The 25,470-nt window shown below is 55.3% G+C and carries 19 protein-coding genes, 1 other RNA gene, 1 pseudogene and 1 other annotated feature; of the genes and pseudogenes, 4 read left to right on the top strand and 17 right to left on the bottom strand.

The window, feature by feature from the left end:
• Positions 1-54: 54 nt before the first annotated feature.
• The 12 genes and pseudogenes from ileS to miaB form a co-directional block, all read right to left on the bottom strand.
• Positions 55-2,844 carry an isoleucine--tRNA ligase gene (gene ileS, locus RUM_RS04310; RefSeq protein ID WP_015557976.1) on the bottom strand — a complete coding sequence of 930 codons (2,790 nt, stop codon included), beginning with the start codon at positions 2,842-2,844 and terminating at the stop codon, positions 55-57.
• Positions 2,841-3,533: a DivIVA domain-containing protein gene (locus tag RUM_RS04305; protein ID WP_015557975.1), complete on the bottom strand. Its 693-nt coding sequence runs from the start codon at positions 3,531-3,533 to the stop codon at positions 2,841-2,843. The genes ileS and RUM_RS04305 overlap by 4 nt, the downstream gene beginning before the upstream one ends.
• A gap of 52 nt (positions 3,534-3,585) precedes the next feature.
• A complete protein-coding gene (locus RUM_RS04300) occupies positions 3,586-4,332 on the bottom strand; it encodes a YlmH family RNA-binding protein (RefSeq protein WP_015557974.1) in 747 nt (248 codons plus the stop codon).
• Positions 4,332-4,823: a cell division protein SepF gene (locus RUM_RS04295; protein WP_015557973.1), complete on the bottom strand. Its 492-nt coding sequence runs from the start codon at positions 4,821-4,823 to the stop codon at positions 4,332-4,334. The genes RUM_RS04300 and RUM_RS04295 overlap by 1 nt, the downstream gene beginning before the upstream one ends.
• 171 nt (positions 4,824-4,994) lie before the next feature.
• Positions 4,995-5,684 (bottom strand): YggS family pyridoxal phosphate-dependent enzyme, encoded by a 690-nt coding sequence (locus tag RUM_RS04290; RefSeq protein ID WP_015557972.1) that lies wholly within the window; start codon positions 5,682-5,684, stop codon positions 4,995-4,997.
• Positions 5,674-6,927 (bottom strand): biotin/lipoyl attachment domain-containing protein, encoded by a 1,254-nt coding sequence (locus RUM_RS04285; protein ID WP_041326266.1) that lies wholly within the window; start codon positions 6,925-6,927, stop codon positions 5,674-5,676. Before RUM_RS04285 ends, RUM_RS04290 begins: the two co-directional genes overlap by 11 nt.
• A 3-nt stretch (positions 6,928-6,930) precedes the next feature.
• A complete protein-coding gene (gene hfq, locus RUM_RS04280) occupies positions 6,931-7,170 on the bottom strand; it encodes an RNA chaperone Hfq (protein WP_015557970.1) in 240 nt (79 codons plus the stop codon).
• A gap of 77 nt (positions 7,171-7,247) precedes the next feature.
• Positions 7,248-8,195, bottom strand: coding sequence for a tRNA (adenosine(37)-N6)-dimethylallyltransferase MiaA (gene miaA, locus RUM_RS04275; protein WP_015557969.1), 948 nt, complete (start codon positions 8,193-8,195; stop codon positions 7,248-7,250).
• Between the two features lie 10 nt (positions 8,196-8,205).
• Positions 8,206-10,179 (bottom strand): DNA mismatch repair endonuclease MutL, encoded by a 1,974-nt coding sequence (gene mutL, locus RUM_RS04270; protein ID WP_015557968.1) that lies wholly within the window; start codon positions 10,177-10,179, stop codon positions 8,206-8,208.
• A 19-nt stretch (positions 10,180-10,198) separates the two neighbouring features.
• A pseudogene (gene mutS, locus RUM_RS04265) lies at positions 10,199-12,809 on the bottom strand (DNA mismatch repair protein MutS).
• Positions 12,810-12,894: 85 nt separating this feature from the next.
• Positions 12,895-13,314: a YlbF/YmcA family competence regulator gene (locus RUM_RS04260; RefSeq protein WP_015557965.1), complete on the bottom strand. Its 420-nt coding sequence runs from the start codon at positions 13,312-13,314 to the stop codon at positions 12,895-12,897.
• 23 nt (positions 13,315-13,337) lie between these two features.
• Complete coding sequence (gene miaB / locus RUM_RS04255; protein WP_015557964.1) at positions 13,338-14,705, bottom strand: tRNA (N6-isopentenyl adenosine(37)-C2)-methylthiotransferase MiaB; 1,368 nt, start codon at positions 14,703-14,705, stop codon at positions 13,338-13,340.
• Between the two features lie 443 nt (positions 14,706-15,148).
• Between miaB and RUM_RS04245 the strand changes: the two genes are divergently transcribed.
• Together RUM_RS04245 and tyrS are read left to right on the top strand one after the other, a co-directional pair.
• A complete protein-coding gene (locus tag RUM_RS04245) occupies positions 15,149-17,839 on the top strand; it encodes a DUF6055 domain-containing protein (RefSeq protein WP_015557962.1) in 2,691 nt (896 codons plus the stop codon).
• A gap of 71 nt (positions 17,840-17,910) precedes the next feature.
• Positions 17,911-18,136, top strand: a binding site (T-box leader).
• A gap of 44 nt (positions 18,137-18,180) precedes the next feature.
• Positions 18,181-19,398 carry a tyrosine--tRNA ligase gene (gene tyrS, locus RUM_RS04240; protein ID WP_015557961.1) on the top strand — a complete coding sequence of 406 codons (1,218 nt, stop codon included), beginning with the start codon at positions 18,181-18,183 and terminating at the stop codon, positions 19,396-19,398.
• A 115-nt stretch (positions 19,399-19,513) separates the two neighbouring features.
• Here tyrS and hemW read toward each other — a convergent pair whose 3' ends face one another.
• The 5 genes from hemW to RUM_RS04215 form a co-directional block, all read right to left on the bottom strand.
• On the bottom strand, positions 19,514-20,611 hold the full coding sequence (gene hemW, locus RUM_RS04235) for a radical SAM family heme chaperone HemW (protein WP_015557960.1): 1,098 nt from the start codon (positions 20,609-20,611) through the stop codon (positions 19,514-19,516).
• Positions 20,608-20,928 carry a hypothetical protein gene (locus RUM_RS04230; RefSeq protein ID WP_015557959.1) on the bottom strand — a complete coding sequence of 107 codons (321 nt, stop codon included), beginning with the start codon at positions 20,926-20,928 and terminating at the stop codon, positions 20,608-20,610. The genes hemW and RUM_RS04230 overlap by 4 nt, the downstream gene beginning before the upstream one ends.
• Before the next feature lie 19 nt (positions 20,929-20,947).
• Positions 20,948-22,750 carry a translation elongation factor 4 gene (lepA, locus tag RUM_RS04225; protein ID WP_041326263.1) on the bottom strand — a complete coding sequence of 601 codons (1,803 nt, stop codon included), beginning with the start codon at positions 22,748-22,750 and terminating at the stop codon, positions 20,948-20,950.
• Between the two features lie 20 nt (positions 22,751-22,770).
• Positions 22,771-23,703 carry a hypothetical protein gene (locus tag RUM_RS04220; RefSeq protein WP_015557958.1) on the bottom strand — a complete coding sequence of 311 codons (933 nt, stop codon included), beginning with the start codon at positions 23,701-23,703 and terminating at the stop codon, positions 22,771-22,773.
• A gap of 716 nt (positions 23,704-24,419) precedes the next feature.
• Positions 24,420-24,680: a hypothetical protein gene (locus RUM_RS04215; RefSeq protein WP_041326262.1), complete on the bottom strand. Its 261-nt coding sequence runs from the start codon at positions 24,678-24,680 to the stop codon at positions 24,420-24,422.
• A 172-nt stretch (positions 24,681-24,852) separates the two neighbouring features.
• Between RUM_RS04215 and RUM_RS04210 the strand changes: the two genes are divergently transcribed.
• Both RUM_RS04210 and ssrS read left to right on the top strand, forming a co-directional pair.
• A complete protein-coding gene (locus RUM_RS04210; protein WP_015557957.1) occupies positions 24,853-25,206 on the top strand; it encodes a DUF1292 domain-containing protein in 354 nt (117 codons plus the stop codon).
• 66 nt (positions 25,207-25,272) lie between these two features.
• Positions 25,273-25,460: non-coding RNA, 6S RNA (gene ssrS / locus RUM_RS12370), on the top strand.
• Positions 25,461-25,470 lie beyond the last annotated feature (10 nt).

Here is a 25,470-nt window from a genome sequence, read left to right as displayed (position 1 = left end):
ACAAAGACAGCCTGCCGCCCTTTGGATCCAGAGTGACAAGCTGTCATCAAGTTCTTATTTTACAACACCTGCACACCGCGCGCACAGGGTCGGATGCTCCGGAACGGTACCCACTGTTTCGGAGTATGCCCAGCAGCGTTCGCACTTGTCGCCCACTGCCTTCTCCACTGTCACCGCAAAGGGTGTATCCGTAGGCAGGCTCTCATCCTTGATTACATGCAGGTCGGACACGATGCAGATATCACGCAGCGCCTCCGGCATGCCGGACAGCATATTGTAATCCTCATCGAACCGGCAGGCAACCGTCAGCTTTGCTTCCAGAGACTTGCCGATCAGCTTCTCGTTGCGCTTTTCCTCCAGTGCCTTGTTGGCAACCAGACGCAGCTCATAGATCCGGCTCCACTTCTGGACAAAATCCGCCGCAAAGGTCAGACCGCTCTTCTGGGGCATATCGTTGAGGAACACGCTTTCCGCCTGGTCAGAGGACGCATGGGGCAGGTAGCTCCAGATCTCCTCTGCGGTAAAGCTCATGATGGGAGCGACCAGTCTTGCCAGACCGGAAAGTACCCGATACATGGTGGTCTGTGCAGCACGGCGCAGCACGGAATCCTCCCCCTCGCAGTACAGGCGATCCTTGATAATATCCAGGTAGAAGCTAGACATATCCACCACGCAGAAGTTGTGGATGGCATGGAATACAATGTGGAAATCAAAGGCATCATAGCCTGCATTTGCCTTGTCGATCAGCTGATCCAGCCGCATCAGTGCCCACCGATCCAGCTCTGTCAGCTGGTCATCGGATACGCTGTCCGCATCCGGGTTGAAGCCCTTGCCGTTGCTCAGGTTGCCCAGAATAAACCGGGCAGTGTTCCGGATTTTCTTGTACGCATCGGACAGCTGCCCCAGAATTTCCTTGGAGATCCGGATGTCGGAGTGATAATCCGAGGAAGCCACCCACAGCCGGAGAATGTCTGCTCCGTACTTGTCGGTGATCTCACTGGGATCAATGCCGTTGCCCAGGGACTTGTGCATGGTTTTGCCCTGACCGTCTACCACCCAGCCGTGGGTGCAGACATTCTTGTAAGGCGCACAGCCCTTGTATACCACGGAGGTCAGTAGACTGGACTGGAACCATCCCCGGTACTGATCCGCACCTTCCAGGTATAGGTCACAGGGCGCATACAGCTCGTCATATTCATCCAGTACGGCAGTGTGGGATACACCGCTGTCGAACCACACGTCCATAATGTCATGTTCTTTTTCAAATTCCTTGCAGCCGCATGCACAGGCAACGGATGCAGGAATGAAATCGCTGAGGGGACGGGTGTACCATGCATCAGAGCCTTCCTTCCGGAACATCTCGGAAATAGCTTCAATGGTTTCGTCCGTGATAATGGGCTTACCGCAGTCCTTGCAGTAGATCACCGGGATGGGCACGCCCCAGGTACGCTGACGGGAAATACACCAGTCGCTCCGGTCACGCACCATGCCCTTGATACGCTCCTCACCCCATGCAGGGATCCAGTTCACGCTTTCAATAGCCTTGATGGCTTCATCCTTAAAGCCATTCACCGAGCAGAACCACTGCTCCGTTGCCCGGTAGATAATGGCGCTGTGGCAACGCCAGCAGTGGGGGTACTGGTGCACGATGTCCGCACTGGCAAACATCGCACCGGTCTCTACCAGCCGTGCCGCAATGGCTTTGTTTGCTTCTGCGGTATCCAGTCCGGCAAATTCACCAGCTTCTGCGGTCTGACGACCCTTGTCGTCCACGCAGACCAGAATGCCGATCTCGTCATAATTCTTGCAGACCTCAAAGTCCTCCACGCCGTAGCCAGGTGCCGTGTGGACGCATCCGGTACCGCTTTCCAGTGTCACATGATCCCCCACGATGACCATGGAATTCCGGTCATACAGCGGGTGCTTGGTCTGCATATATTCCAGCTCGCTGCCCTTGAAGGCGCCGATGGTTTCATATTCCGCAATGCCCGCAGCCTTCATGGTCTCCGCCACAAGCTCCTGCGCCATTACATAATATTCGTTGTTGGCATGCACCAGGGTATAAGTATACTCCGGTCCCACGCAGATCGCCAGGTTGCCCGGGATCGTCCAGGTGGTGGTGGTCCAGATCACGAAATAGATGTCCCCGGTAATGCCGGCTGCCGCAAACACGCCCTTGTCATCCGTAACACGGAACTTCACATAAATAGACTTGCAAGGATCGTTCTCGTACTCGATCTCCGCCTCTGCCAGCGCCGTATTGCAATCCGGGCACCAATATACAGGCTTAAGGCCCTTGTACATGTACCCGTCCTTCGCCATCTTGCCGAACACCTTCACCTGCCGTGCCTCATACTCCGGGCGCAGGGTCAGATAGGGATGATCGTAATCTCCAAGACTGCCCAGACGCTTGAACTGCGCCATCTGGTTGCGCACATGCTTCATGGCATAGTCCGCACAGTGCTTCCGCAGCTCCACCGGTTCAATGGCACCGCTTTCCACGCCGATCGCCTTCATAGCCTTCAGCTCGATGGGCAGACCGTGGGTGTCCCAGCCGGGCACATAGGGGGCGCAGAAGCCGCTCATATTCTTGTACTTAACGATAAAATCCTTGAGCACCTTGTTGAGCGCCGTGCCCAGATGGATCTCGCCGTTGGCATAGGGCGGACCGTCATGCAGCACGTACTTGGGCTTGCCTTCGTTGCGTGCAACCATTTTCCGATAGAGATTTTCTTCCTCCCAGTGCGCCAGGGTCTCCGGCTCACGCTTGGGCAGGTTTCCCCGCATCGGGAAATCGGTTTTGGGCAAATTCAATGTCTGGTTATAATCCTGTGGCACGGTCATTCATCCTTTGCATTGTTATTTTTCTGTCCGAAATGAAGATCTCCGAACCGGGAATCATACTCTCCCCGGATGGTCTTTGCAGAAAACTGAGAGGTAGCAAACGGATCCCGCTTGGGTGTATCCTCCAGAATCGGTTCCTCATCAGTCTGTACAGGCGCCTCCGGCTGCTCCGGCTCACTGGGCGCTTCCGGCTCTGCTGATGCATCGTAATCCGGTTCCGGCATCTGGGAAATCAGTTCCAGATGTGCCTTGTACATATCGAACAGGTTCTTCTTGAAATCAGCGACCTGATTCTGCGCAACAATCAGTGCCTGCTTCTCCCGGTCGATCTCCGCCCGGTTTGCCGCCATTGCCTGCTCATGCTGACGGGTAGCCTCGTCGTTGAGCTGTTCTGCTCTTGCCTGTGCTTCCTGCAGGATCTCTGCCGCCTTTTCGTTGGCTTCGGCGATCACATGCTTGCCCTGCTTCTGCGCACCGAGCAGAGCGTCCTTGAGGGCATCCTCATCCGCACGATACTCCCGAACCTTGTCCGCAAGCAGCTGGATCTTTGCGTTGGCATCCTCCAGGTCATGCTCCATGGCTCTGAAATCCGCCTCGAGCTGCTGCATGTATTCGTCAATTTCCTCTTGCTTATAGCCGAATGCAGCCTTCTCAAATCTCTTGTTCTTAATGTCCTTTGCTGTAATCATAACAAGACCGATCTCCGTGCTGTGACGAAGATCCACTCCTTTCTGAAATTGTCTACTTGAATTTCTCAATGGTTATATGCAGTCTGCCCTTTTTTGTGATGCCGGATACCTGTGCGAGGCGGAATTTTCCGAAACCTCGTGCAGAAAATACCGCATCCTGTCCGATCAGGGCAGAAGGTGTCAGTACCGGCAGTCCGCCCACTGTGACCTGTCCGCCGTGGATGAGAACCGCCGACTTTTCCCGGCTGATCCGGGCTGCCAGACTCACCACTGCATCCAGACGCAGGGAGGGAACCGTCCCTTCGATGGGTTCAAACTCCTGCACAAAGCTGCCTGTGTAGGCGGCAAGCTCTGCCCGAACCCCTACTCTGCCGATTTTGCGCAGCTCATCGCAGACTAGCTGTGCCACCGGCTTATGCAGGAACACCTGGGTCAATCCCTCCTGGGGCAGAATATCCCCAATCGCATCCCGGCGCAGCCGCAGATGCATGAGAGCACCCAGCACATCCCGATGGGTCAGATGATCCGCCCGGCGATAGGTCAGATGTACGCAGGCAATGGGATACGCCTGCTCCTCCGGGGCATACTCCGGTGGATGCACACATAATATGCGCCGCTGTGCCTGTGCATACCCGCCAAAGAACGCAAAGCTTCCGTGCAGGCGCTCCAGAGTCTGCTGCGCCAGTGCGCACTCCCCCTCTGTGAGAAATGCGGTAAACCTGGGCGCATTGCTGCGGTCACAGGCTTTCAGCAGATCCGCTGCCCGGGCAGAGATCAGTTCCCCATCCTCCCGGTTCATCAGATGATAACGCCGTTGTTTTCCAGTTCGCCTACCAGATCCTCACCGATAAAGCCTACGTTATAGGGGGTGATGATATAGGTCAGATTCGCAACCGGCTTCAGACTGCCGCCATTTGCATAGGCAACGCCCACCAGAAAGTCAATGATTCTTCTCTTGTTCTCGGCAGAAGCCGTTTCCAGATTCAGAACCACGGTCTTCTTTGCAATCAGATGGTCTGCGATCTGCTTTGCGTCGGTAAATACCTCCGGCTTCACCAGAACCACCTGCAGCTGTGCAGTGGCAGAAATATTCACAACCTTATTTCTCTTTTCCTCCGGATCCTCATCGTAATCCCGACCCCGGTCACGGCTGTGCTCCCGGTCTCTGTCCCGGTCGTGGTCATACTCCCGCTCACGGCGTACAGGCTTCTCTCTGACAGTCTCTCCCTCGTCATAGCCTTCATCCTCTGGCGGAAGGAAAAAATTCTTAATGTCATCTAACAGCTTCATAAGTATCACCATTGCTCCTTTTCTCCGCATGAATTCTTGCGGCAACAACGTGCCATATTCTGTACGATATTGCCTTGAGACACGCTCCTGCATCCCGTGTACCGGAACGCCAAGCCCGTCTCTCTCCGGCTGCCTGATGCTCAGCGGAAACGGCAGCACGGAACCATACATCTATCCTCTTGCACCGAACAGCGCACTGCCGATCCGTACCAGTGTGGAACCATACTTGATTGCTTCGACATAATCCCCCGACATTCCCATGGATAGTACATGCATATCTATATTATCCATGTTTTCTGCCGAAATGTCAATAAAAAGTTTCTGCATCCGGAAAAAATATTTTTCAACGTCGGTTTTGGGCGGAATGGTCATCAGTCCGCACACATGCAGATGGGGCTTCCGGGCAGCCTCCTCCAGCAGACCATGCAGCTCCTCCGCCGGAATGCCTCCCTTGCTTTCCTCCCCGCCGATGTTGACCTCCAGCAGAATATCCTGCACCTTGTCTGCCCGGGCGGCGATCCGCTCCACCTCGTTTGCCAGATGCAGGGAATCCACAGACTGGATCATGGAGATCTCCGGAATCAGGTACTTGACCTTGTTGGTCTGCAGTTGTCCGATGAACTGAACCTGTGCCCTGGGGTCATACTGTGCCTTTTTGGATTCATATTCCTGCACCCGGTTTTCCCCCAGCAGACGCACGCCGCATTCCACTGCCACGTTTACCAGCGCCGGATCCACAGTCTTGGTCACTGCCATCAGCTGAACCTGTTCCTCCGGCTTCCGGTACTTTGCCATCGCCTCACCGATCCGGTCCGTAATGCGTTTGTAATTCTCCCGCACCTGCTCTGCACTACGTTCCATCTGCGCTCACTCCATTCACAATAATATCATCATACAGGGACACATAGCCCTCGCCTGCGTTCAGACTCGTAAGCAGATAATCACTGCCCTCATAGATCACGTCCAGCCGGCGGAAGGCAGGCTGTTCACCCAGCAGGATATACACACCCCGAGCCTCCACTGTCTGGGTCTGCTCCTCACCGGTTTCCGGATCCTTTACGGTTTCCTCCACCTGTGCAAACCGGACAGCCTCCCGGTTGACCTTGATGCCTTCGTACTGCCCCTTGATCATTTCCACCCGCTCCGTCCGGTGCTGCACCAGGTCATGGGTCAACTGGTCGCAGCGCACTGCAACGATGCTTTCGTTGGGGTTGTCCGTAGCACGGATGGAATCGATCACGCCGGTAACGGTTTCCGCTGTGGATTCAAACTTGAAGGTGACCTTCATATCTGTTTCAAACAGGGACTTGGCGTTGTCGATCACACCGACAATGTACCACTCGTACCCGTCAATCAGCTTGCCGATGACCCGGTTGTCCGACTGACTGGTATCGTCCGTCACCGCCCGGATTTCCTCCACCGTCAGATCGTCAATGGATTCCTTGGTGAGGGTATCCTCATACCCATCCACATAGCTGACGAAATAGGCGGAACGGTCGGAATAGATCGTATCCATCGGTGCCTTCTGGCTTGCCTGCAAAGCGGTTAGCTGGGCGTTGATGGTATTGATCCGGGGGGTAAAATCCATTCCCACATTGGTAATCAGCTGGTAGGTACTCATCAGGATCAGCATCTGTTCCTTTTCGGATTCCAGCGCCGTCAGCTGATTCCGTTCCCGGTGGAGAATCAAACTCTTGTAATGCTCCTGGATCAGTCCGGACAGATTGGCAGGCTGCGCCGACTCGCTGGTGCCCGGGTTCTGGATCTTTTCCAGAAGCGCCAGTTCATTCTGCAGTGCGCTGATCTGCTGCAGCAGGTCGATCTGGGATTCGTCCCCATAGATATGGGCGATCACGGAGTCCACGCCCAGCTTTCCCCCATCGGAAACCTGGTAACAGACCGCCCCCTGACCGGAATAGGTGCAGGGTGTTTCATCCCGCACATACACCCCCTGGAACGCCACGGACTCATCCGCCGTGGCATAGATGGCGGTTTCGGTCTCGTACTGCTGGTTGTATAAATGGTACACCACACTGAACACACAGACAATGGACATTACGGCAAGGAGCCAGCGCACAATGCGCAACATCCACGAACTGCTCATGGTTTAGTTTTCCTTTTCCGCAGCATCCAGAATGGAAATGGGCTTCATAGGAATGATGGTGGAAATGGCGTGCTTGTATACAAGCTGCTGCTTGCCGTCGCTGTCCAAAATCACGGTAAAACCGTCAAAGCCCTTGATGACCCCCTTGAACTGAAATCCGTTTGTCAGATAAAAGGTCACAACCATACGCTCTTTCCGTGCCTGATTGAGAAAAACGTCCTGTAAATTCAACGATTTGTTCATTTCGCTTATCCCTTCTCCGCTCTTGCGGCTTGGTTTTGGCTGCAAAGAATTGTCCTAAGCTACCACACTAAATTATATCACAAAAAAGCCGCCTTGGCTATCTTTTTCTTGCAGATAGCCAAAATTTCTTCTGCTTCGTCAAATTCCGTGCGTGAAATCCACTGAATTTGCTCATTTTTCCTAAACCAGGTCATCTGCCGCTTGGCATAGCGCCTGGTCTCCTGCTTGATCCGGGCAATGCAGTCCTCCAGAGTGCCCTGCCCCTCCAGGTAAGGGATCAGCTCCTTATAGCCAATGGCTGCCGCCGCTGTGCCCATGCCCCCTGCCGCATAAGCCGCTGCCGCCTCCTGCACCAAGCCCTGCTGCACCATCTGATCCACTCGCCGGTCGATCCTGTCATACAGCTGCTGCCGATCCGGATAGCACAGTCCCAGCCACAGGGTACGGTAGGGGGAAGGCTCCAGCCGACTCTCCGCTTTGAATGCGGACAGAGGCTTTCCCGTCAGCCGGTACACCTCCATGGCACGCACCAGCCGGGGCACGTTGTTGGGGTGGATGCAAGCGGCACTGTCCGGATCCACCTGGCACAGCTGGGCATACAGCCCCGCCGTACCCTCCTGCGCCGCCTGTGCCTGTAAGGCTGCCCGGACTGCGTCATCCCGAGGGATCTGAGCAAACTGCACATGCTCCAAGAGGGAGGTCACATACAGTCCCGTGCCCCCCACCACCACCGGCAGCTTTCCACGGCTGTAGATGTCCCCGATGACCCGACGGGCAGCGTCCACATAATCCGCCACGCTGAAGGACTGCTCCGGGGGCAGAAAGCCGATCAGATGGTGGGGCACCGCTGCAAGCTCCTCCGGGGTCGGCTTGGCAGTGGCAATGTCCATACCCCGATAGATCTGCATGGAGTCGGCGGACACGATCTCTCCGCCGTATGCCTGTGCCAGGGCGATGCCCAAGGCTGTTTTGCCGGATGCGGTAGGGCCAACCACCGCCAGAACTGGTATTTTTTCCTGCTCCATGGACGCCTCCCTACACCCGTTTGAATTGCTTTTCGATCTCGTGCCGGGTCAGTTCAAACAACACCGGTCTGCCGTGGGGACAATGCCGGATCCGCTCGTTCCCGAACACTTCCTCCGCCAGAGCCTGCAGCTCTGACAGATCATTTTTATCCCCTGCCCGGATCGCCGCCTTGCATGCCATAGTGTGCAGGGCATCCTCCAGCTGGGTGGACGCCAGATCCTGCTTGCCCAGTACCAGATTCTCCGCCAGCTCCAGCACCAGTTCGTCCAGATTCAGAGAAGCGCATACCACCGGCACGGCGCATACCGCCACATAGGGTGGATTGGAGAAGTCAAAGGCAAAGCCCCGCTGCTTCAACGCCTCCTGATTGGCCTGCAAAGCGTCAAACTCCGCCACGGACAACAGCAGCTCACTGCTGTTGAGGATCATCTGGCTGTCCGGGGTGCGGCTTGCATCCCGGAACTGTTCAAACAGCACCCGTTCGTGGGCGGCATGCTTGTCGATGATGTACAGGCTGTCCCCTGCCTGGGCAAGAATGTAGTTGGTGAACGCCTCCCCGATCACCCGGATCTTCGGCTGCTCCTCCGGTGCCGGAACCGGAGCCTGCACCGGCTCCTCCTGCTTTGCCGCAGCGGTATCCTGCAACAGATCAAATCCGGCAAAGACAGTCGATGTCTCCGGTAGGGGTTCAGGTTCCCGGATCGGCTCCGGAGCAGCGGGCGCCGCCCCATACTCCAGCTTGGGAGAGTGCATATACAGAGCTTCCTCCGGCTCGGGAGCGTGCACTGTCACCTGCACATTTCCCACCGGCATGGGCTTGACAGCCGCCACCGGAACGGGAGCCTCCTGGTGCGCAGGCATCGGGGCAGGCTTTGCCGGCTGTACCGACTCCAGGGGAGGCACCGGAGGCAGGGGCGCATCCGCAAAGCCCGGCTCCTGCTCCTTGGGAGCATGCTGCCAGTCGGCAGTGGGGCGCATCTGAAATTCATAGATCAGCCCATTCTGCATCAGTGCATTCTTTACCCCAAAGAACACGGCGGAAGATACCCGCTTTTCATCCGTAAACCGCACCGCCGCCTTTGCCGGATGTACATTCACGTCCACAGTTTCCGGGGGCACGGTCAGCATCAGCACACAAGCCGGAAATTTTCCTGTCATTACCAATGTCCGGTATGCCTCCTCCAACGCCACCGAGCAGGTCACGGATTTCACATATCTGCCGTTGATGAAAAAGGTCTGGAGGGACCGGTTGTTCTTTGCGTACAGGGGCTTGATCACATAGCCCTCCAGGCTGATGCCGTTTTCACTATAGGATACAGGCAGAAGATCCTGGGCAAAGCTCCTGCCGTATACCGCATAAATGGCGGAATACAGGGTACCGTCCCCGGCGGCATGGAATTCCCGGCGGTGATCCCGGATCAGAGTAAAGGCGATCTCCGGATGGGACAGGGCAATCTTCTGCACAATGGCGCTGACCGCATTGCTTTCCGTCACGTCCTTTTTCAGAAATTTCTGCCGGGCAGGCACATTGAAGAACAGATCCCGGATTACGATGGTGGTACCCTCCGGGCATCCGGTGCGCTCCATGCCGCACTCTGTGCCCCCTTCGATCTGATACCGCACGCCGTATTCCGCCCCTGCCTGCTTGGTGAGCATCTCCACCCTGCCCACAGCCGCCACAGATGCCAATGCCTCGCCCCGGAAGCCCAGGGTGTGGATGTTGTCCAGATCCGCCTTCTCCAGGATCTTGCTGGTGGCATGCCGCAAAAAGGCGGTGGGCACCTCCTCCGGTGCAATGCCGCAGCCGTCATCGGTGATGCGCATATACACAGAGCCGCCGTTCCGGATCTCCACAGTGATCCGGCTGGCGCCTGCGTCTATGGAGTTTTCCACCAGTTCCTTGATAACGGAGGCAGGCCGCTCGATGACCTCTCCTGCGGCGATCAGCTCTGATAATTCCTTGGGTAAAACCGTAATCGACATGCTTGTTCCTTTCTCTGCATTACGCCTGTGCCAGCTGCACCAGATCCTCCAGCAGTTCCCGGCATTCCCGGTCGCTAAGCTCATCCAGATGGGTCTTGCGGAGCCGGTCGGCAATCTGATCCCGGCTGACGACAGCAAAGCTGATCTGCCCGTCCTGGGGCAGCTGCTCCTGCCGGACAGGCGCCTGGCTTTCCAGTTCCTTGAGCAGCTCCTTGGCACGGGTCACCACCCTGGGCGGCAGCCCTGCCAGCTTCGCCACATCAATGCCGTAGCTGTCATCCACGCCGCCTGGCACGATCTTCCGCAAAAAGCGGATGCTGTCCCCATGCTTCTTCACGGCAATGCTCAGATTCCGCACACCCTCCACGCTGTGCTCCAGGGCAATCAGCTCATGGTAGTGGGTGGCAAACAAGGTCTTACAGCCAATGAGCCGGCTGTTGGCGATATACTCCGCCACAGCACGGGCAATGCTGACCCCGTCAAAGGTGGAGGTACCCCGTCCCACTTCATCCAGAATCACCAGACTGTGCTTGGTGGCATACTTGAGAATGGCGGAAACCTCGCTCATTTCCACCATAAAGGTACTCTGACCTGCTGCCAGGTCGTCCGATGCGCCTACCCGGGTAAAGATCTGATCCACCACCGAGATCTTGGCGTACCTGGCAGGCACAAAGCTGCCGATCTGCGCCATCAGCGTAATCAGCGCCACCTGCCGCATGTAGGTGGACTTACCGGACATATTGGGGCCGGTAATGATCGCCATGCGGCTGCCCTTCTGATCCAGGTACACGTCATTGGGCACAAACACTTCCTCTTGCAGCACCTGCTCCACCACCGGATGCCTGCCGTCCTTGATGTCGATGACCCCGTCAATGGCAATCTCCGGCTTGGTGTAGTTGTTCTCCTGGGCAACCTTTGCAAAGGAGCAAAGCACATCCACCGCCGCCACGGATACGGCGGTTTCCTGCACCTGGGCAAGCTGTCCCGCCAGGAAATCCCGCACCTGGGCAAACAGCTCCGCCTCCATCCGCAGCGCCTTTTCCTTGGCGCCCAGAATGGTGTTTTCCGCATTCTTCAGCTCCTCGGTGATGAAACGTTCACAGTTTGCCAGGGTCTGCTTGCGTATGTAGTGGGCGGGCACCAGATCGTAGTAGGATTTCGTGACCTCCAGATAATAGCCGAACACACGATTGAAGCCGATCTTCAGCCCCTTGATGCCGGTGGATTCCCGCTCCCGCTGCTCAATCTGGGCAATCAGATCCGAACCGCCGCCCATCAGGCTCCGCAGCTGATCCAGATCCGGATGGAACCCGTCCTTGATGACCCCTCCGTCCTTCACGGTAATGGGCGGCTCCTCGACGATCGCCTTTTCCACCAGGTCGGATACCGCCTCCAGGGTGGAAATGTGGTTGTTGAGCCGTGCCAGCAGCTTGGAATCCGACACCAGCTCCAGCTGTGCCTTCAGCGCCGGCAGCTGCAATGCGGTCACCGACAGGGATTTCAGATCCCTGGGGGTAGCGGTTTTATACATGACCCGGGTCATGAGCCGTTCCAGGTCGTACACCTGCCGGAGGATCTCGCTCAGCTCCATCTGCACGGCGCTTTTCTTGCAAAGCTGCTCCACAGCGTCCAGCCGCTCCATGATCCGGGCAGGGCTGATGAGGGGCTGCTCCAGCCACCCTTTCAGCAGACGCTTGCCCATGGAGGTACCGGTGCGATCCAGCACCCACAACAGGCTGCCCCGGCGTTCTCCGCTGCGCAGGGTCTCCGTCAGCTCCAGATTCCGCCGGGCGGTAAGATCCAGCCCCATCGCCGCATTCTGCCCCTGGATGCGGATATCCGTAAATCTGCCTACCAGGGATTTCTGGGTGTCCGCAATGTAATCGAACAAGCCGCAGGCACAGGCGCAGTCCTGCCCATCCTCCGACAGACCCAGCACCGCCGGATCCTCCACGGAAAACTGGGTGCAGAGGATCTGCCGCTTCTGCACCGGATCAAAGCAGCTATCCTGCCGGAGGGTCAGCATGCAGTGAAGCCGGTTCTTCACAAATTCCCCGCAGCCTCCCAGCTGCACAAAGGCTTCGTTGCACAGCAGCTCCGCCGGGGTATACCGGGACAGAAGGTTGATGACATCCCCCTCCAGCTGCTTGCCCTCCAGGGTGTGCATGGACACCTCTCCGGTAGAAAATGTCCGCAAAGCAAAGGGTAACGCTGTCCCCGGTTCTGTATGCAGCCCCCAGAAAGTTATTGGAGGCATCGTCCAGCATACTGCTTTCGATGAGGGTACCCGGCGTCACCAACCGGATCACGTCCCGTTCCACCAATCCCTTGGCAAGGGCAGGATCCTCCATCTGCTCACAGATCGCCACCTTATACCCCAGTCCGATCAGCCGTTTGATATAGATCTCGCTGCTGTGGAAGGGCACGCCGCACATGGGGGCACGCTCCTCCAGACCGCAGTCCCTGCCGGTGAGGGTCAGCTCCAGCAGCTTGGATACCAGCACAGCGTCATCGAAGAACATTTCGTAGAAATCTCCCAGACGGAAGAACAGAATGGCGTCGCCGTATTTCTTCTTGACCGCCATATACTGCTGCATCATAGGGGATAATTTTGTGGTGTCGATCTCCATGTCAGAAAGCCCTTTCATAATTGGATTCGGCGGTCATAAGAATATGACCGCCGCTTGGGTGTATTGCCGTTATACGGCGCCGTCCTTAGTGGCAGCCGCCGCAGCTGCTGCAGTTTCCGCCGCAGCTATGCTCCACGGAGCAGGTTGCCGGATCCTCGCCGTTGGCGCTCATGGTAATAATCATATTGATCTGGGACAGCAGCTCATCCATGGCATTCTTTACGTTGTTGAATACCGCCATGTTTTTGTTTGCCATGATCTGACCGTACAGCTCCTTGATCTTGCCGTCCAGAGCGGTCAGCTTGTCCCGGTCCTTGTCCGGCTTGGACATTTCCGAGTTCAGCTCCATGCGCTTGAGGTTGAATTCCCCGATCAGCTTCTGCAGATCCTCGTCCTGGTCATTTGCCTGCTTTGCCAGGTGATATGCGGTGTACCGGTCATCCTGCTGGAGCATAGCTCCCAGCTTTCTGGTCATTGCAATAATATCCATCTGTTCGTTTTCCATTTCAAAGACTCCTTATCTTCGGGTCAGTCCAGGATCGTTCCCAGCACTGCCCAATTTTTCGTTTCCTCTATGTGAACGTCCGCAAAGGTTCCGATCCGGGAGGGATCCCCCTTTGCTTCCACGATCACGCCTTCTGTGCTTTTCCCGGTGAGCCAGGGTTCGCCTTTGCGGCTGACCCCTTCAAACAACACCTGCATCGTCCTGCCCAGAAACCGCCGGTACAGCCTTGTGGAGGTTTCACGCTGCTGCGCCAGCAGCTGCTGCATCCGGACAGTTTTCACCTGCGCCGGGGTGTGATCCGCAATCTGTGCCGCCTTGGTGCCGCTGCGGGGTGAGTAGATAAAGGAATATACATTATCAAACCCCACCTGTTCCAGCAAACCCAGAGTCGCAGAAAATTCCTCATCTGTTTCGTTGGGGAATCCCACGATAATATCCGTGGTCAGCGCAAAATCCGGCACACGGGAACGGGCATACCGTACCGTTTCCAGATACTTCTTCACCGTGTAGCACCGGTTCATGGCATGCAGGATCGAGTCACTGCCGCTCTGTACCGGCAGATGCAGATGCTTTTCCACATGCCGGCTGTTACAGATCACGTCGATCAGCTCCGGCGTGGCATCCTTGGGATGGGAGGACATGAATCGGATCCAATACTCCCCCTCAATGGCATCCAGCCGACGCAGCAACTCCGGAAAGCGGATGCCATCCGGCAGATCCTTCCCGTAGGAATTTACATTCTGCCCCAGCAGGAAGATCTCTTTACAGCCCTGGGATACCAGTTCCCGTACCTGCCGCTCAATAATCTTCGGATCCCGGCTCCGCTCCCTGCCCCGCACATAGGGCACGATGCAGTAGGTGCAGAAATTGTTGCAGCCGTACATAATGGGCACGGACGCCTTGAAGGAGCAGCTGCGCACCTGGGACAGCTCCTCGGAGGGGGCGGACTGGACGGTAGCGTCCACACTGTGCTTTTTTCCCCCCAGGATCTCCAGCAGCATCGCAGGCAGGCGCTCCAGCGCCCCGGTACCCACCACCAGATTTACATAGGGGTAGGATGCCTTCAGCTTTTCCCGAACAGGCTCCTCCGCCGTCATGCATCCGCAAAGTCCAATAATAAGCCCTGGTTTTTTCTGCTTATAGGGCTTTAACTGTCCCAGGTGTCCGAACACCCGATCCTCCGCATGCTCCCGCACTGCACAGGTATTCAGCAGGATCAGATCCGCCTGCTCCGGTTCCTCTGTCAAGCCATAGCCCATGGACAGCAACAACCACTTGAGCTTCTCTCCGTCCGTCATATTCAGCTGACAGCCAAAGCTCTGCACCATGGCAAGGGGCTGTTCATCGGATGCGGCAAGCCGTTCCCGGACTGTCTGGATTTCCTGTTCCATACCTGTGTTCCTTTCCTTCGGGTCTGCATAAGTAGGTATTGTATACAAACACCTACACAAGATATAGCATACCACATCTGCGTCTTTTTTTCAAGCCCCTGTTTTTCATATATTTATAAAACAGCGCCACATAGTCTTTGTGCGGCGTTTCATGAAAATATCACAATAAATCATGAACTGTGTTATAAATAATCATTGACATTGTATGAATGATCAGTTACAATAAAGTGCGTGTATTCTTCGCAGCGTACAATGCAGTGTACGAGCCGGGGCAGCACCACGCAAAGTTTACGAAGTGCTGCCCGAATACCATTCTGCGCTGGGCAGGCTTGCCTGCTTGTGCCTGCAGTATCATCCGCAACGCAGCGGACCACAAAGGCAGCATTGCGCATAATCACAGAGCAAGCGCCATGCTGTCCGCATGAAACAGGGGGAGAAAGGTTATGAAAACCAAAGCAACAGCAATTGTGACCAGCGGCATTCTGGCAGCATCCATGCTCCAGCTGATGCCCACAAGCGTATTTGCCGCGGACGAAGCGTATCTGATCCGTGACAAATGGGGCTACTGTACCACCGCAAATTATGTGGAATCCGAGCATTTCGTTATTTTCTACGGAAACAACGACACCACCGGTCAGGTCAATGACGCATTTTTACAGCGGAATCTGGCGGATTACGAAAAGCTCTGGCAGTGCTACACCCAGTACCTGAGTATGGAGAACCTGAATGTGGATATGTACGGGAACAGCACCCAAAAGTATAAAACCAACGTATACCTGACCTATACAGGTCTGGATCAGTACCCGGACGGCTGGGCGTTCATGAGTGCGGAGGACGGCTACGGGATCGAGATCATCAGCCCCAACGCCATGCTGGACGAACTGACCATCGCCCATGAATTCGGTCATGTAGTGACCCTTCACCAGAAGGCGTGGGTAGATCAGGACATTACCGGTGCCTGGTGGGAGCCGCTGGCAAACTGGTTCCGGGAAATGTATCTGGGCAGCGAATACTACGACGGCACCACCCAGACCTGCTGGTTTGAGCCATACATCCGCAATCTGAGCCTGACCCTGCCCCACGGACGGAATTACTATGAGGTATGGCCATTCCTGGTGTATATGTCCTACAACCCGGACAATCTGAGCGGATTGGGTATCGACTCGGTCAAGCGCCTGATTTCCGAGGCGCAGCCCGGTGAATACCCCTTTGACACCATCACACGCCTGTTCGGCACGGACGCACAGGACGTACTGGGGCATTACGCAAAGCGCATGGCGACTTTTAATTTCGGTGCCAAAGACGCATACCGCAGTCAGTTCCAAAGCAAACTCAGTCAATCCCCCTTCTTCTGGAATCTGTTCTACACTGTGCTGGAGGACAACGGGGACGGCTGGCTTCAGTCTCCCCAGGAGGAGGCTCCCATGCAGTCCGGTATCAACATTATGCCTCTGACCATCACCGGAGATACCATTTCCGTGGACTTGAAGGGCCTTTCCAATGACAGCAACGCCGGCTGGCGGGCATGCATCGTCACGGTCGATCAAGCGGGCAACGAGCATTACTCTGATCTGTTCGACAGCGGTGAACGCATGACCGTATCCGCCAACGGAGCAGTTTCCGCATACCTGACTGTCACCGGTACCCCCAAGGATCTGTATGATATCAACGCATTCCATAAGGACAATGTTTCTTCTTATAAAACCGGCACGGAGCGGCAGCGCTATCCCTACGCAGTGAAGCTCACCGGCGCACAGGTGCAGCAGTCCGGCGGCTACAGCAAGGGTAGTGGACATATACATGCCAACGGCGGCGGCTGGGTGGCTGACAGTGCTTCTGTTGCCGATTCTGTCTATGTTGGCCCGGACGCTATGGTATTGGGCAACGCCACGCTTACCGGCAACGTGCGGGTGGAGGATCATGCCATTGTGGCAAACAGCGTCACCGCATCGGATCAGGTCATCATCAGCGGTCACGCAGTGGTAGACGGCGGCGGCATGATCTATGACAACGGCTGGGTATTCGGCAGCGTGGCCCTCAGCGGCAATGTCCTCATCGGCGACAGTGCGGTAGTCTCCAACTCCTGTAAAGTGTCCGGCAACGCCAAGATCCTGCAAAAGGCGTTTCTGGCGGAGGCAGTGACCGTCAGCGACAATGCGGTTATCAAGGGCAATGCCTACCTGTACGGCAAGGGCAGCTACTCCGGTCAGGCAATCGTTGACGGCGACTACTCCAATGAACAAACCAAAAACAGCGGTGTAGGCTTTGGCTGGCTGGATGATTACGGCTGGCACGACACGGAGGACGGAATCCTGGCGGGCTACACCTTTACAGAGAAGACCGACACCTGGGCACAGGATACCTATGCGGCAACAAACGCTTTGCAGCAGGGCGCCCAGTGGGAAAGCCAGCGCACCTCCGCCAACGGCGTGCTGTCCTTTGACGGAGCGGACGACTATGTGATGCTGGACGATACGGTGATCCGTTCCAAGGATCTGCAGATCAGCCTGGCAGCGCTGTGGAAGGGCGGCACCGCCAAGCAGAATCTGTTCTGGTTCGGTGATGAAACCGCATACATGGCATTCACCCCCTGCAATGAAAACGGCGTGGCAGAGCTGACCATCACTGACGGGCAGACCACGGAGCATCTTACCGCTTCTGCGCCGCTTGTCAAGGGAGAATGGAGCAAGATCACCATCCGCATTATAGACGGCAAGGGCACCCTGCTGATCAACGGCAGTCAGGCTGACAGCAACAGACTCTCGCTGACGCCTCTGGCTGTTATGAGCGCAGCCCAGGACGATTACGCATTCCTTGGGAAAGGCATGACGGACCGGAACTTCAAGGGCGCTGTGGATTACATGAACTTCTATTTCAAGGAAGTGGAAGAGCCCCAGATCACCTATTCCGGCAGTGAAGCAGCGGACGATACGGATCCGGGCGTATCCGGCATCCGGGGCGACGTAAACGCAGACGGACAGTTTAGTATTGCGGATCTGGTTATGATGCAGAAGTATCTGATCCGGGGCGGCACGCTGACCGACTGGCAGCAGGGAGACCTGTACGAGGACGGCGTGATCGATGCAAAGGATCTGGTGCTGATGCGCCGGATGCTCAGCGAACAGCGAGCATAAACCCGTCCGGCAATCCTGCGTAAAACCAGCCGCATGGCTTGACAATCTGAAAAATATGTGGTATGATACTTGAAAACGCTTTGACGAGAAGAAGTAGCGGATTCCCATCCGGTCAGAGAGTCTCCGTTTGGTGCGAGGAGATGCGGATGCCCCGTGAATACACCTCTGAGCGGATGTCCTGAAGGCTGCACCCGGTCGGGTAGGGGCATACGGTTCACAGCCGTTATCCTGTCCGAGGTTCTGCATGCTTTATGCAGAATAAACTGAGGTGGTACCACGAGTCAATTCGTCCTCTGTCGCTGCGGCGGCAGGGGACGTTTATTATGTAAAGGAGCGATCATATGACGTTATTTGAAGAACTGAAACGCAGAGGGCTGTTGGCACAGCTCACCGATGAAAAGGAGATCAAGGAACTGATCAACGCCGGCAAAGCAACCTTCTACATCGGCTTTGACCCCACCGCAGATTCCCTGCATGTAGGCCACTTTATGGCGCTGTGCCTGATGAAGCGACTCCAGATGGCGGGCAACAAGCCCATCGTTCTGTTGGGAGGCGGCACCGGCATGATCGGAGATCCGTCCGGCAAGACCGATATGCGGAAGATGATGACCCGGGAAACCATTGAGCACAATGTCGAATGCTTCAAGAAGCAGATGTCCCGGTTCATTGATTTTTCCGAGGGCAAGGCGCTGGCGGTAAACAATGCAGACTGGCTGCTGGATCTCAACTATGTGGACGTGCTCCGGGACGTGGGCGCATGCTTCTCCGTCAACAAGATGCTGACCTTTGAATGCTATAAGCAGAGAATGGAGCGGGGGCTCACATTCCTGGAATTCAACTACATGATTATGCAGTCCTACGACTTCTACCGCCTGTTCCAGGATTACGGCTGTAATATGCAGTTTGGCGGAGATGACCAGTGGGCAAATATGCTGGGAGGTACGGAGCTGATCCGCAAGAAGCTGGGCAAGGACGCTTATGCCATGACCATTACCCTGCTGCTCAATTCCGAGGGGAAGAAAATGGGTAAGACGGAAAAAGGCGCTGTATGGCTGGATCCTGCTAAGACTTCCCCCTATGAGTTCTACCAGTACTGGAGAAATGTCAACGACGCAGACGTGATCAAGTGCCTGAAGATGCTGACCTTTGTGCCGGTGGAGGAAATCGAGGATATGGAACAGCATATGGAAGGTGCCCAGTTCAACAAGGCAAAGGAGCTGCTGGCATACGAGCTGACCAAGCTGGTGCACGGCGAGGAGGAAGCCAATAAGGCGGATACTGCGGCAAAGGCGGTATTCAGCGGCGGAAACAGTGCAGATATGCCCACTACCACCCTGTCTGGGGAGGATATACCTGAAGGCGGCATTGGCATTCTCACTCTGCTGGTGAAGTGCGGTCTGGCAGCGTCCAACGGCGAGGGCCGCAGACTGGTGCAGCAGGGGGGCATCAGCGTCAATGACGCAAAAATCACCGATCCCCAGACCATGCTCCAGCCGGAGGGGGAACTCATCATCCGCAAGGGCAAAAAGGTATTCCACAAGGTGGTTATGGAAGGCTGATTTCTGCTGTCACAGCAAACAGGGCAGGTGTCCGAAAGGATACCTGCCCTGTTCTTTTAGGCAACACCACACAGGGGATGTATGGCAGATATTGCGCAAAGCCATCCAGCCAGCTTTACTCCACCAAACTGCAAATCACGCTGTTGGATACTAAAAAGCCCTGCCGGGTCAGCCGGATCCGATCCGGCTCTATCCACAGCATGCCCGCCCTTTGCAAAGGCTCTGCCCGGCGCAGCAGTCCTGCCCAGCAGCTTTCTGAAAAGTCCTGCTGCCGGATGCCCTCCGCCAGCCGCAGACCCAGCATGACCCGCTCCTCCGGGGTATAGGGTTCCTCGTCCGTCAGGATCTCCTGCTGACGGGGTGCTTGCAAAAAACCGTCCAGATCCGAGGGCACCGCATACCGTCTGCCGTTGAAGCAGGAATGCGCCGCCGGGCCAATGCCGATGTAATCCACGCACTGCCAGTATTTCAGATTATGCCGGCTTTCAAAGCCGGGACGGGCAAAGTTGGAGATCTCATATTGCCGGAACCCATGCTGCTCCAGGCATTCCGCCATCTGTACATACAGCAACGCCGCTGCATCCCCATCGGGTACCTGGCTGCGCATTGCCTCCGTGTCAAAGGGGGTGCCCGGCTCGATACTCAGCAGATAGGCGGAAACATGGGCAATGGGCAACTGGGCATACACCGCAAGGGACTGTGCAAGACTCTCTCCGGTTTGCCCCGGCGTGCCCAGCATCAGGTCACAGGAGATATTCTGAAAGCCCGCTGCCGCCGCACGATCCACTGCGGCAATCCCCTGGGCGGCGGTATGCCGTCTGCCAAGCCGGTGCAGCTCCGCATCCACAGCGGACTGCATACCAAAGGACAGCCGGTTGACGCCAAGTCCCCTCCAGGCATCCAGGGCGGCAGGGGTGGCGGTCAGTGGGTTCACCTCCAGAGTGATCTCCGTGTCCGCAGCAAGAGAAAACCGCCGGCGGGCAGCATGCAGCATCTGACCCAGCAGCGGCGGCGGCAAAATGGAGGGAGTCCCCCCTCCGAAATACACCGTATCCACCGACAGCTCCGCCGGGTATGCGGCAAGGTTCTCCGCAACCCGGGCAGCATAGGCTTCCGCCCGCTCCCGCCGGTATGGATTGGAGTAAAAGTCACAGTATGGGCACTTCACTGCGCAAAAGGGCACATGCACATACAGTCCAGCCGGGGTACTCATGCGTCCCGGCGCACCGCTTTGATCAGCGGAAAGAAAAATGCATTGACCAGTCCGGTCAGCAGAACATACAGCAGCACTGCCCCCAGAATGCACAGCATGGCAGTCACAGTGCTTTCGATCCACAGAATACACGCCAGCACCGCCGCACCCATCAGCAGGGACAGGATCATACGGATCACAGCTGAGGCTTGTCCGTTGACGCACTTTCCGCCGCATGCCTTGCAGGCTCTCCCCTTGGAATTCATAGGCCCTGCCAACGCCTTGGTCAAAGGGTTAAAGGTCTTTTCCCCACAGTGGGGGCAATCGTAAATACTCATGGTCACACCTCTTACAGCATCATTCATCCAGCTTCAGCACGCTCATAAATGCCTTCTGAGGCACGGAAACGGAGCCAAGCTGACGCATACGCTTCTTGCCTTCCTTCTGCTTCTCCAGCAGCTTCTTCTTCCGGGTAATATCGCCCCCATAGCACTTGGCAAGTACGTCCTTCCGCAGTGCCTTGACGGTTTCTCTGGCGATGATCTTGCCGCCGATGGCAGCCTGGATGGGAACCTCAAACAGCTGACGGGGAATGTTTTCCTTCAGCTTCTCCACAATCTTTCTGCCCCGGTTGTATGCGGCATCCGCAAAGACAATAAAGGACAGGGCATCCACCACTTCCCCGTTCAGCAGGATGTCCAGCTTCACCAGACGGGACTGGGCATACCCCAGCAGCTCGTAATCAAAGGAAGCATAGCCCTTGGTGCGGGATTTGAGGGCATCAAAGAAGTCGTAGACGATTTCATTCAGAGGCAGCTCATAGTGGAGATCCACCCGGCTGTCGTCCAGGTATTCCATATTCTTAAAAGTACCCCGCCGCTCCTGGCAAAGCTCCATAATGTTACCCACATAGTCCGAAGGAGCCAGAATATCCGCCTTCACCATAGGCTCCTCCGCAGAAGCGATCAGCGCCGGATCGGGGAAATTGCAGGGATTGTCCACCATAACAGTCTGACCGTCCGTCAGATTCACCTTGTATACAACGGAGGGAGCAGTGGTAATCAGATCCAGATTGTATTCCCGTTCCAGCCGTTCCTGGATGATCTCCATGTGCAGCAATCCCAGAAAACCGCAGCGGAAGCCAAAGCCCAGGGCAGTGGAGGTTTCCGGTTCAAAGCTCAGGGACGCATCGTTCAGCTGGAGCTTTTCCAGAGCATCCCGCAAATCCCCGTACTTGGCGCCGTCCGCCGGATAAATACCCGAGAACACCATGGGGTTCACCTTCCGGTAACCGGGCAAAGGCTCCCCACAGGGATTCTCCGCATTGGTCACTGTATCCCCCACCTGGGTGTCCCCGATGCTCTTGATGGATGCGGCAATGTAGCCAACCTCGCCAGCCTCCAGCACCCCGGTGTTGATGTGATTGGTGGCATTCATATAACCGGTTTCCACCACCGTAAATTCCGCCCCGGTAGCCATCAGCCGGATCTTGTCCCCGATGCGCACCGTGCCCTCCTTCACCCGGATGTAGATGATAACGCCCTTGTATGCGTCATAATAACTGTCAAAAATCAGTGCCTGGAGGGGAGCAGCCGGATCCCCCTCGGGTGCCGGAATGTCCGTGACGATCCGCTCCAGCACTTCTTCAATGTTGATGCCCATTTTCGCAGAGATCCGGGGTGCGTCCATGGCAGGAATGCCAATGACCTTCTCCACCTCTGCACTCACCCGTTCCGGATCTGCCGAGGGCAGGTCAATTTTGTTGATGACCGGCACCAGTTCCAGGTCATGCTCCAGTGCCAGGTAGGTATTGGCAAGGGTCTGGGCTTCAATACCCTGGGATGCGTCCACCACAAGAATCGCACCCTCGCATGCTGCCAGGGAACGGGATACCTCGTAGTTGAAATCCACATGACCCGGTGTGTCGATCAGATTGAAGCAGTACTCCTGCCCATCCTTTGCCCGGTAATTGAGCCGCACCGCCCGTGCCTTGATGGTGATGCCACGCTCCCGCTCGATGTCCATATTGTCCAGCAGCTGCTCCTCCATATCCCGGGCAGCAACCGTATAGGTTTTCTCCAGGATCCGGTCTGCCAGCGTGGACTTACCGTGGTCGATGTGTGCGATGATGCAAAAATTGCGAATGTTCTGGTTTGCCAAGGTGTTACCTCCATGCCTGCTTATTTAGACAGGTCGCTGATGACCTGTTCCAGTACGGGGAAAGCCTGATCGTAGCTTGCCTGCATTTTCTCTTCCGTGGCAAACATCAGCTTCTGCACCTTGCGAATGCCCAGATACAGGTCATCCAGTTCTCCCTCATACCCGATCTTCTTTAAAAAGTCCGTCTTGGTCAGATCAAAGCTGTAGCCGCTGACCAGCGGATTGTCTGAAAACTGCTGGGACAGATCCTGAAATGTCTGCTCCGGCATAATGGTGTCCTTGCATGCGCTGTCCGCCAGCACCAGCATAGCAGAGCTGGATTGCATTTCCACCACCAGCTTGGAGCTGTCCCCGTTGTAGTAGTTGGTACTGTTGTTGGGATCATTCGTAACCGGAATGCAGTATACAGCCACCTTGACCTGTCCGTCCCCGTTCAGATCCGGCACAAACTGCTCAAAATACTGCGCCGTACCCTCCGTGCGCAGTGCCAGCTCCGAATCCGCCGACAATTGCAGGATAATCATGTCCGGCTCCACCGTGGTCACATCGTCGTAGATCAGCACGCCGATGACAACGGCGAAAAAGGCGGCGATTCCCAGCCACCACTTATTGTGGTAAAAGAAATTCCCGATCCGCTGCCGGAGGGTGTAATGCCTTTTCTCCTGCTTTTCTTCAAAGATGGTATCGCTGTCTGAAGCAATCCCCTGCTTCAGGCGGATCAATTCCCGCTTATCCGCTTCCAGCTGTTCCCCGTACTTTTCCCGTTCCTTATAGTCCGCCTCAGCCTGTTGCTTCTGGTGCTCCCGCTCCGCAAGCTCCTGCTTCCGGCGTTCCGCCTGTTCCAGCTCCCGGGCGGTTTCAAACAGACTTTTCCCCTTTTTCTTCTCCCCGCCGGCCTGCTTTTCCGGTTCATGCCCGGTGATTTCTTCTGCTTTCTTGTCCTGCTCTGCCATTGGGATTCTCCTTAAAAAAAGAGGGCACAACGTGTTCTGCCATGCTCCTCTGCTCGTTTATTTGCCTTTTCAGCATTGTTTATTATACCATACGCAAATTATTTTTTCAATAGCCTTAGCGTATTTTTCACAGAAATTGCGCCAGAATACAAAAAGGGAGGATACGAAATCCTCCCTCTGTTTTTAATCCAAATGTTTAAGCGACTTTCATCACTTAGCGAAATTACCCTTTGGACTCACCCCTTTACGTTTGCTTCCCTGCGTCAGGTCGATGCTGCATGAATTTCATTCTGCATCACTCCTTGTACGTATTCTATCAACGTAACTGGATATTCAAAACGTTAATTTTCCATTGGCCTCCACCGATATCCTTCCTGTGAGATCAGCGCCTTGCGCTTAGAAGAATCAGTAATCGTACATTGGTACCACCTTTTTCATCAGCATTGGTGCTTGTGCGAAAACTCAGTGTCTCATTGGAACCACCTTTTCATAATTGATCTAGCAATCTATGTCAAAGACCCAAGGTCTGTAAACCGGAGCATCCGCTCCAAAGGCCCCATCATTTGACGTTGCTAGTTTTGGCTAATCATTGAAGAATTAGCGTTTGTGTCCGTTTTAGCATACAGTCATAGGCTGTGAACCGGAATCTATTCTTTCAATACTATGGAAGATTCACTGAATATTTATGTGTGCTTCCCTCTTGGTCATCCGGCGTCTCAGCGCTGTGCACCTGAGCCATCAATGATAGCCAATAACTGCTGCTCTGCCTGATCCATCGGGCTCAACTCCTTTGTCATCTGATTGTTTCCGAAACGGAGCAGTTGCTCCGAACCCTGACGGAAACGGATGTGAAGAAAAATCACGGTAAACTTTTGTACATTGAAAGGATTGATCTTTTCTTTGTCGTTGGCAGCTTTGACACTGCGCTTACTTGGTTGATCTACCGTCTTTCTCTTTCCTTGAGTATATAATACCACAGCTTTTAGCGTTTGTCAATAGAAATTTGAAATTTTTTTCGGATTTTTTGTTTAATATCACGTTAACAATTTGATGCTTGACTTTTTCATATTGGCGTAGTAAAATGAAAATGTACGAGGGCTTTTAAGCCATCCATACAAACCGTCGGAGTTCCGACAGAAGGAGTTTAGAATGTCTGAAGAAATGAATGAATACACCCCGGATCTGTACACACTGGTGGACGAAGACGGCAACGAGCAGACCTTTGAAATGCTGGACGTAATGGAAGTGGATGACCAGCGGTATTTCGCATTGATCCCCTACCAGGCTGATCCGGAATCCATGATCGAGGATGACGGAGAGCTGGTGATCCTCAAGTCCGATATGGTGGACGGAGAGGAAATGTTGGTTTCCATTGAGGACGATGATGAGTTCGACCGGATCGGCGAGCTGTTCCTCAAGCGTCTGGATGAGATCTACGATGACTGCGACTGTGAGGATGACGGCTGCGATTGCGGCTGCTGCGGTCACGATCACCAGGATTAATCCACAAAATTTACACTTGCATTTTTGACCCCACTGTGGTATACTATCCTTAACGAAAAGGTTCCAACCTTTCTGCCTTGTTCGAATCAGAGTCGCTTTTATAATCCAACACTTTTTAAAAGGGAATTCAGCTCCGGCTGGGGACTGCAGACCTCCCACCATTCGGTGGACGAAGGGAGCGAGAGACTTCCGGGCGGATACCCACCTGCTTCGTGCGGGTTTTATACACGACACGACGGCAAGGCGGTCTTTAAAAGAAATCAG

It is taken from the genome of Ruminococcus champanellensis 18P13 = JCM 17042 (assembly GCF_000210095.1).
Taxonomy (GTDB): Bacteria; Bacillota; Clostridia; order Oscillospirales; family Ruminococcaceae; genus Ruminococcus_F; species Ruminococcus_F champanellensis.
Note: the sequence above shows the minus strand (reverse complement) of the source record. Positions and strands in the feature narration are given on the sequence as shown.